The organism is Microcystis sp. M44BS1 (assembly GCF_020244875.1).
Classification (GTDB): domain Bacteria; phylum Cyanobacteriota; class Cyanobacteriia; order Cyanobacteriales; family Microcystaceae; genus Microcystis; species Microcystis panniformis.
On the sequence record NZ_JADBVM010000178.1, the window covers coordinates 35,643 to 42,473 of the forward strand.

Below are 6,831 nucleotides of genomic sequence, written 5' to 3' on the forward strand. Positions count from 1 at the left end.
ATCCCCATTTCCCCATCTCCAAACCCGATCGAGTTTGCACTTATTAACGGAAAAGTGACAGAATAGGGGGATAGATCGCCACAAATAAAGGTTAGCATGAGTGAACAGCCCCTCGGATCGGTTATTCAAGGTTCCCTGAGTGAAGGTTTAGAAATCCGTCTTTATCCGGATATTTCGGTAGAAGATATGCGAGTCGGTAAGTTTTTGGTGGTGCAAGGCACTCGCTCGCGTTTTTTCTGTCTCCTCACCGATGTCTCCCTGGGTAACTCCAGTCCCCGGATTATCGCGAATCCTCCCCATCCCGATGATAGTTTTATGCGCGATGTTTTAGCGGGTAGCGGTACTTATGGTACTATTGAACTATCTCCTATGCTCATGTTTACCCCGACTGGAGGTAATTCCCCGGCAGTTTCCGACACTTCTTTAGGCTCTTTTCAACCCCAAACTAGCGCCGATTTAGAATTACTGCCAGTTAAAACTATTCCCGCCCATTTTAGCCAAGTTTATGAAGCTTGTGAGCAGGATTTTCGCATGGTTTTCGGTTGGGAAGATGATCCCACCAGAAAGAATTTTGCTATTGGTCAACCCCTTGACATGGACGTGCCAATATGTATTAATCTCGATCGCTTTGTAGAACGTAGTAACGGTGTTTTTGGCAAATCCGGGACGGGAAAATCCTTTTTAACTAGATTACTAATTTCGGGCATTATTCGCAAACAAGCAGGGGTTAACCTCATGTTTGATATGCACTCGGAATACGGTTGGGAAGCGATGAAAGAGGGGAAGGAGGTTTCTACGGTGAAAGGATTATGTCAATTATTCCCCGGACAGGTGGAAATTTACACCCTCGATCCCGATTCTACCAAACGCCGGGGAGTACGAGGAGCGCAGGAATTATTCTTAAGTTATAATCAGATTGAAATCGAGGATATTCGTTTAATCGGTCGGGAATTAGGCATCTCGGAAGCTAGTTTAGATAATGCCAATATTCTCTATAACGAGTATGGAGAATCTTGGATTACTCAGTTATTAAATATGAGTAACGAGGATATTAAAATCTTCTGTACGGAAAAACAAGGTCATGCGGGATCAATTATGTCCCTCCAGAGAAAATTAATGCGTCTAGATAGTTTGAAATATTTAAAAAGTGTTTGTCCCCACAATTATATCGATCAGGTTTTACAAGCTTTAGATGCAGGTAAGCACGTTGTTATTGAATTTGGCTCCCAAAGTAATATGCTTTCCTATATGTTAGCCACCAATATGATCACCCGTCGGATTCATGCTAATTATGTTAAAAAAGCTGAATATTTTTTACAAACTAAAAACCCCGTTGATCGACCGCAACAGTTAGTGATTACCATTGAAGAAGCTCATCGATTTTTAGATTCTGCTGTGGTACATCAAACTATTTTTGGAACCATCGCCAGGGAGATGCGAAAATACTTTGTTACTCTCTTAATTGTCGATCAAAGACCTTCAGGAATTGATAACGAAGTTATGTCTCAGGTAGGGACGAGAATCACCTGTTTATTAAACGATGAAAAAGACATCGAAGCCATATTTACTGGGGTTTCTGGAGGGGGAAGTTTGCGATCGGTTTTAGCGAAATTAGACTCAAAACAACAAGCTTTAGTTTTAGGTCATGCGGTCCCTATGCCGGTAGTAATTCGTACTCGCGCCTACGATCAAAAATTCTACACTGAAATAGGTGCGACCGACTGGCGAGAATTACCCGATGAGGAAGTTTTAGCGGCGGCCAAAATTGCCAAAGCTGATCTAGGATTTTAGAAAAATTAACTTTTGATTGTAGAATAGAGTTGGATTGTTTTTACTGTTTACCTCCCATGACCGCTCAAATACCAATCTCGAAGATCAGCTTATACGATCGAGATTTTCAGCTATGGATCGAGACAACCGTTAACCAATTACGACAGGAGGATTTTGACTCGGTTGACTGGACTAATCTGATCGAGGAATTAGCAAGTATGGGAAAAAATAATCGACACGCTCTCAAAAGTTTGTTAATTCAATTATTAGCTCATCTGCTCAAGTTAATTTATTGGCAGACGGAAAGGGAGTATAATGCTAATAAATGGGAAGCGGAAATTATTAATTTTCGAGTTCAAATTGCCGATCTGCTGGAAGACAGTCCTAGCTTAAAACCTTATCTCCTCGAAATTTTCGATTCTTGTTATGGAAAAGCTAGGCAAATAGTCTCGAAATTGAGCAAGCAAGAAATTCCCATAGAAGTCATTATTACCCCAGCAGAAACCCTGGCTGAAAACTGGTTTCCCTAACTATGCAACAAGGTGATTTAATCGAGATCGAGATTACCGACCTCAACCATACGGGCGAAGGTGTGGGAAAATACCGAGGACAAGTGATTTTTGTGCCAGATACGGTCATTGGCGATCGCATTCAAACTCGCATCACCTATATTAAAAAAAGTCATGCGATCGGCAAACTACAAACTATTCTACAAGCTTCTCCCCATCGTATCCGGCCCCGCTGCATCGTCGCCGATAAATGTGGTGGTTGTCAATGGCAACACATCGAGGATCAATTTCAGCTGCAGGTCAAAAAAGAGCAAGTACAAGAGGCATTAACCAGAATTGGTGGTTTTACCGATCCTTTGGTTTATCCTCCCCTCACCGGTAATTCTCCCCTCGCTTATCGCAATAAAGCTACCTATCCCCTCGGATTTTCCCCCACCGGCAATGTGCAAGCGGGTTATTATCGTCGCGGCAGCCATCATCTGATTAATCTCAATCAATGTCCGATTCAAGATCAAGCTTTAAATCCGTTTCTAGCAGAGATAAAACAGGATATTCAGGAGCAAGGCTGGTCAATTTACGATGAAAAGACCCATCAAGGACAATTACGCCATTTATCCCTAAGAATTGGCCGGCACACGGGAGAAATTTTATTAACCCTGATTAGTACCGATAATAATTTACAGGGAATTGAGACCCAAGCGCAGCAATGGCTGGCAAAATACGCCAATTTAGTCGGTGTAACCGTCAATTATAACCCCGATCGAGGTAATGCTATTTTTGGCACTCAGACCACAACTATCGCCGGAAGGGACTATATTAACGAAAAGTTCGCCGGATTAACCTATCAATTGGCTGCCGATACCTTTTTTCAGGTTAATACAGAGGCTGCTGAAGCCTTATTTTCGCTTATTTGCCAGAAATTAGAGCTTAAAGGTGAAGAAATTCTTATTGATGCCTACTGTGGTATCGGTACTTTTACTTTACCCCTCGCTAAACGGGTTAAAGAGGTGATTGGACTAGAATCCTATAGCTTTTCCCTCGATCGAGCCAAAATTAACGCCCAATTAAATAATATTACCAACACAACCTTTATTTTGGGGGCCGTAGAAAAAACTTTACCGCAACTGACAGTTAAACCCGACATTATTTTACTCGATCCGCCCCGCAAAGGTTGCGATCGATCTGTTCTCGATAGCCTGTTACAGCTGCAAAGTCAACGCATTGTTTATATCAGTTGTCAAAGTGCAACTTTAGCCAGAGACTTGCAATATCTCTGTAAAACAGGCGATTATCAACTGCTAGAAGTGCAAACCGCCGATTTCTTTCCCCAAACTCCCCACGTCGAATGCGCTGCTTTTCTTAGACAAAAAAACACAAATATGGTAGGATGAAATAAGGGGAAAAACCCGACCCTTTAGCCGTTTATGGCTGAAAAGTCAACGGTTAAGGATAATAGCATATTAAGCCCCGTTCCAGTTAACTACTTTTTTGATTAATTACCCGCTCAAAGTGGCCTTGATTCTCGATTGGTGTGTAGATCAATCATAAAAATATCTAATCAATCTCAGAGACATAAAAGGGACAAAATATGACTTATTAGGTATGGCAATCATCTAGATCGACGGTTAAGAGACCTTAATCTTTCTGTAAGAGAACAGTCATTGAATAAAAGCTAGAGGTAAAGCGCGTGATTGCTATTTCACTGCCAACAAGCAAACGAAGCTGGAACACCATGAGTTTCGCTTCCACCTTGTATCTTTGTCCGATTTTAGATTTATTGACCGCTAGTATTCCCGAAGAATTAGAACCAGAAATTAGATTAGGATTGCAAGAAGCTTTAGTTAATGCCGCTAAACACGGCAATCATCTCGATCCCAGCAAAACCGTGGTTGTTCAATTTTCTAGCAGTAGAGACGAGTATTCTTGGGTAATTACCGACGAAGGTGGTGGATTTACCCCCCGTTGTCACCATCATGGCTGTAGTTGCGATTGTCCCGATTTTCCCCCCGAAGAAGCGGAAAATGGCCGAGGACTGTGTATGTTATATCAAATCTTCGACCAAGTTCACTGGAATCAAACAGGAACCCAACTGAAACTTTGTAAACAAATTAAACAGGAACGCTGGTTGAATTAATGGCCATGACCATGAGAAGGACAGGGAGGAGCAGAAATCGAGCGATCGAGCCAGCCTGTAGCCTGTTGTAGCCGAGGAAGTGCTTCTTCTGGCTGATTATCTAATAAAAACACCAAAGCCGTTCCTAATTGTTCAGCGGCCCGAGCATTACGGTTAGCCTTCAGACGATGCCAGTCAATCGGTGCGATCGCCAAACGTTCCGCCAAGAGCCGCGCCAATTCCAGGGTAGATAGATCATCAATAGTCTGAGATGAGGAAGAGACAGGGGATGGAATCATAGTCAAAAGGTTTCGTAAAACCGTAAAATCGTCTATAACTATAGTTTAGACGCAGGAAATACCATCGAGTCCATGTCCTTAGAAGAAAACCCGTACCCTAACGATGAATCGGCAGAATTTACCCAAGCGATTGAAGAAGTCGAAGCGGCGATCGCAACATTAAAAGACCGTTATCGACAGATCAACGAAGCAGAACAGCAAAAAAAAGACCTAGAGGCACAATTTAGCCAAATAGAACCCCAATGGCGGGAAAATCCCCTACCTGAACTAGAAAAGGAATTGTTACAAATTCGCGAACAGATTCAAGAATTAGAGGTAATTTTAGAAAGCAATTTACTTAAAGAAGGGGAATTAAAGCGCCTATTCTGGGAAGGAATCCGTCGCGGACTACTGGGGGAAGTTTTTTGGCAAATTGTCCGCTTTGGTGGTATCGGAGTCCTACTGGGTTGGATTCTGCGATCCTGCAGCGGGTGATTAACTGCACAGGAGTGGGGTGTGTTGCCTTGAGAAGCTGATTAGGGTTCGGTTCCATCGAGACGGATTTTACAATTATTGGCATTGAGCGTATCTAGAGGATCGCCGTTATAAGTGCCTTGTTTAACTATTCCTAACAAAGAAGCGATAACTATACATTTTCTCTCTTGGTTGGGATAGGGCTCGTCGGCATTGGCGGCGGAATATAATACGATTATCGCTTGATCTTTCGGCGGATCAAACCGGGGGAGCTTACTTTTTGGCTCCTGCGGCACATGACCCCGAAAGGAAAACTGCACCCCCGGACTGCCGCCCAGGGTGGGAAAATTATTCACCACCATAAATACTTCCTGCGGCAGATTTAAGGAACCCGCATTAGTATTAGTCGCCACTAAACAACCTGGGTCACTGGCAGTTATTTGCCGGTAAACCGTGGGACCAGTGCCAGTCTCGTCAGTAAAATTAATCGTGCAAATTCTCCCTAGACGGATGGCTTGTTTTTGAGCATCCTGTAGGGCTGATTGTATAGCATCGGTGGCTTCTTGGACTTTATTGCTATTTAACCAAGCTAATAAATTAGGTCCAGTTAAGGCGGCAAGAATTCCCGCAATTGCCAAAGCTACCAAAATTTCTAACAGGGTAAAACCCTGATTTTTATGGACATTTAAACGACGCATCGGGAATCACCTCGACAGAACTTCTGGCAATAACATCATTTTCTTGGTTTTGGTAATCATTAGGAGTTTGACCCGTTGCTAACTTGACTTGATAATCAATACGGAGACGATGGGGATTATCCGATTGTTTAGCAATATTAAAAGTTCGAGCGAGAGAATAGTTTTTCCCGACAATTGTTCTTGTCGGTACTAATTCTTGAGCCGTCGGTATAGTGATGGTGGTCAGGGGAGTATTCGTTAGTCTTCTTCTCAAAGCTGTGCCATAACCCTGATTGATATTTGTACACACATCTGGACTGACATAACTGGGACTGGAAGTCACATCTAAAGTCGAAGCTAAATATTTGACATCCTCAAAATCTTCTTGTATCCAAAAGTTAGCTTGAGCTTGTCTTTCTGACCGAACTTTATATAAGGCATTCACTGCCATTAACTGTAGGGTTCCCGTTAAGAAAGCAGTAATAACTAAAATGGCAATGATTACTTCTAACATCGAGAAACCTGACTCGGACGACGGTAGTTTTAACGGTATTCCCTTTTCTTTTGATTTCACTTTTCACCCCCCCAGTTTTTCCTGAACACTACTGACTTTTTTTATCTCTCAACTACAGAGTACCCAGTTGACATCCTCACCGCCGTAAACGGACGGTGATTCCCAAACCTCACGATTTAGGTTTCTGCTTCTTTCCCGAAGGATTTTTCGCACCTGCCTTAACAGATTTACTCTGTTCTGGTCATCAGGTCGCTCGACAGACTGACACCGCAAGCCCTGCGGCCAAAATATTTTTACTAGCGTTAATATCTCGGTCATGGTGAGTCCCACAGTCTGGACAGTCCCATTCTCGAACATTTAACGGCATTTTCAAGGGCAATATACCCGCAATTACTACACCTTTTAGAGCTAGGAAACCATCTATCTATTTCGATGTAATTTCTTCCGTACCAACGGCATTTATAGGCCAACTGCCGAGTGATTTCTCCCCAGCTTA

8 protein-coding genes and 1 pseudogene are annotated in these 6,831 nt (G+C 42.8%); 5 read left to right on the forward strand and 4 right to left on the reverse strand.

Annotated elements, in window-relative coordinates:
- The first annotated feature begins 96 nt into the window (after positions 1-96).
- The 4 genes from IM515_RS14455 to IM515_RS14470 all read left to right on the forward strand — a co-directional run bounded on the left by IM515_RS14455 (position 97) and on the right by IM515_RS14470 (position 4,413).
- Positions 97-1,791, forward strand: a complete 1,695-nt coding sequence (locus tag IM515_RS14455; protein ID WP_271991461.1) for a helicase HerA domain-containing protein — start codon at positions 97-99, stop codon at positions 1,789-1,791.
- 56 nt (positions 1,792-1,847) lie between these two features.
- Positions 1,848-2,300, forward strand: a complete 453-nt coding sequence (locus IM515_RS14460; protein WP_271991459.1) for a DUF29 domain-containing protein — start codon at positions 1,848-1,850, stop codon at positions 2,298-2,300.
- Between the two features lie 2 nt (positions 2,301-2,302).
- Positions 2,303-3,670, forward strand: coding sequence for a 23S rRNA (uracil(1939)-C(5))-methyltransferase RlmD (gene rlmD / locus IM515_RS14465; protein ID WP_287628838.1), 1,368 nt, complete (start codon positions 2,303-2,305; stop codon positions 3,668-3,670).
- A 341-nt stretch (positions 3,671-4,011) separates the two neighbouring features.
- The gene (locus IM515_RS14470) at positions 4,012-4,413 is read left to right on the forward strand and encodes an ATP-binding protein (RefSeq protein WP_002768151.1); all 402 of its coding nucleotides are present in this window, start codon (positions 4,012-4,014) and stop codon (positions 4,411-4,413) included.
- Here IM515_RS14470 and IM515_RS14475 read toward each other — a convergent pair.
- Positions 4,410-4,691: a DUF6439 family protein gene (locus IM515_RS14475; RefSeq protein WP_287628839.1), complete on the reverse strand. Its 282-nt coding sequence runs from the start codon at positions 4,689-4,691 to the stop codon at positions 4,410-4,412. The two genes, IM515_RS14470 and IM515_RS14475, sit on opposite strands and share 4 nt — an antisense overlap.
- Before the next feature lie 72 nt (positions 4,692-4,763).
- Between IM515_RS14475 and IM515_RS14480 the strand changes: the two genes are divergently transcribed.
- Positions 4,764-5,165: a sll0565 family protein gene (locus IM515_RS14480; protein WP_002768149.1), complete on the forward strand. Its 402-nt coding sequence runs from the start codon at positions 4,764-4,766 to the stop codon at positions 5,163-5,165.
- Positions 5,166-5,206: 41 nt separating this feature from the next.
- Here the strand turns inward: IM515_RS14480 and IM515_RS14485 are convergent, their stop codons facing one another.
- From IM515_RS14485 to IM515_RS14495, 3 genes and pseudogenes are all read right to left on the reverse strand, one after another.
- Complete coding sequence (locus IM515_RS14485) at positions 5,207-5,842, reverse strand: pilus assembly FimT family protein (protein ID WP_287628840.1); 636 nt, start codon at positions 5,840-5,842, stop codon at positions 5,207-5,209.
- The gene (locus IM515_RS14490) at positions 5,820-6,335 is read right to left on the reverse strand and encodes a type IV pilus modification PilV family protein (RefSeq protein ID WP_287628841.1); all 516 of its coding nucleotides are present in this window, start codon (positions 6,333-6,335) and stop codon (positions 5,820-5,822) included. The genes IM515_RS14485 and IM515_RS14490 overlap by 23 nt, the downstream gene beginning before the upstream one ends.
- Positions 6,336-6,504: 169 nt before the next feature.
- Positions 6,505-6,831 (reverse strand): annotated as a pseudogene (locus IM515_RS14495) (RNA-guided endonuclease InsQ/TnpB family protein); the annotation flags it as partial.